Genomic DNA, 1,795 nt, shown 5'->3' with positions numbered 1-1,795 from the left:
ATGATTATGGTGTCAAAACCCCATAATTTTAAGCACTTAATCAACTTGAAATGCTCAAAAGTATACAGTTTTAAAAAATAAAAGAGGGACTCCTCTTTATGCCATCACTTTTTCCTGATTGTGTTGGTGTTTGATGGCTCTTTTAGCGTTTATTGCCATTATTTTTATCCCAAGACTGTGTTTTTTACGCACTCGTCCCCTGAATGGAATTCGGTCGATATCGTAAGCGCGTCGAAGAACAGAAGGAATGCCTTCTACTCCGTTTCTAAAATAAGTATATTTGAGGAATTCTTTCGTCTTCATCTGTTTTGCTTGATTGGCTCGCTGAATCATCCTTGGTGAAATCATTAAGACGTTTGTTTTCTTTTGTTCTTTCATCATGCCATAGGCTTCTTGGTTATCTGAGGCTGAGGAACAGTCCGCTTTATCAAAGACCGCTCGATACATGTCTGTTTTCTCATAATAACTAACCGATTGGGCTTTTAACCCATCGGGAAGTTCGACCATATTCTTTTCTTCATCGATGATAATGCCTGCGTAAGCAGGATTCGGTGAGCGTCCTTTTAATTCGGTAGTTACGAGATCAATCCCATTGGTTTTACCCAAGATTCTTGCGTCTTCAGAATCATAGGCACCATCAGATACAAGAACTGTTGGTTCTTCTTGTTTACCCAATTTTTCAATCGCTTCATAGGCAAAATGAACATCACTTTGTATATTCGCATCAAAAGAATAGTGCGTGATGAAGGAAAGATTTTCATCAACCGTTTCTACAATATTTGCGACATAACCTTTGTGATGTTTCCCAGATTTATAACGATAAGTGGCCTCTGGTTCAATCGGTGTTTGAAGACTTGTGGGACTGATCTCTTTCCCCTTTTTTAGAGAAATAGTCCCATCCTCATCTGTTGTTGTTTGATCATTGATGACACGACAAAGAAGATGAAAGTCTGTGTCCTCTTTTAATGTGGATTCAAATGTTTCTTTCAATCCAAAAGCATCCAAAAGGATGACTTGTAATTTTTCATCATACGGTTGATCACTATGGTAAATAAACTCATTCTCATGATATGAATCGAGGTACTGTTGGTACGCACTCAATTCAAAAGAGGGATATAGTGTTTCTATTTTACGGACGACTCTTTCGATACACGTATAAAGTAATTCGAGTCGAGACAGATTTCGCGTGTTGGAAGCAATCATTAGACTGTCCATTCGCTTTTTCGTTGGGTTGATTTCGAAATACTCCATAAGTTTATCGGACAAAGCTTCCATTTCTGCTTGAATCAGATCAATGCCTGTTTCTAATTCATACAGGTAACACCGTTCTCTGAAACGACTAAACGTTCGATCGCTAACGGGTTGGTCATCCCAGCTGGTTGAATGAAGGGCATGATGAATCGCAATGTCTGTATGGCAACGAAGTTTTAAATCCTCATCCGTCAAAGAAAGAATTTCTTTCAGAATAAGTGCACCTAGAATATAGTTAATCGGTGTATTCGGACGACCATTCTCTTCGTGATAAAGGATTTCAAAGCGCTTTTCATTGATAGCCGGAAAAATTAGTTGGGCAAAGGGTTCTGCCCATGAATTTTTTATCCATTTTTTTGTTCGTTCAGAAGTCTGAATGTAAGAATCATTAAATAAATCCATTTCGTTTTTATTATTTGGTTTAAACGACATGATAGCACCCTCCGTCAGCATTTTGATACGTCTATTATACCAAAAGAGCGGGCAAAATCGCACTGTTAACAAGGAAAAGTAGTAAACCGGTTAGGTTTTGACACCCTAACCA

General features: G+C 38.2%; 1 protein-coding gene. It reads right to left on the bottom strand.

The annotated features are described in order from the left end of the window. Positions 1–96: 96 nt before the first annotated feature. Positions 97–1,683 (bottom strand): transposase, encoded by a 1,587-nt coding sequence (locus ACYQ2O_RS12130; RefSeq protein WP_344913871.1) that lies wholly within the window; start codon positions 1,681–1,683, stop codon positions 97–99. Positions 1,684–1,795: the final 112 nt, after the last annotated feature.

This window comes from Alkalibacterium sp. m-11 (genome assembly GCF_054658155.1).
The sequence above is the reverse complement of the archived record's forward strand: the minus strand, read 5'-3'. Positions and strand labels throughout refer to the sequence as shown.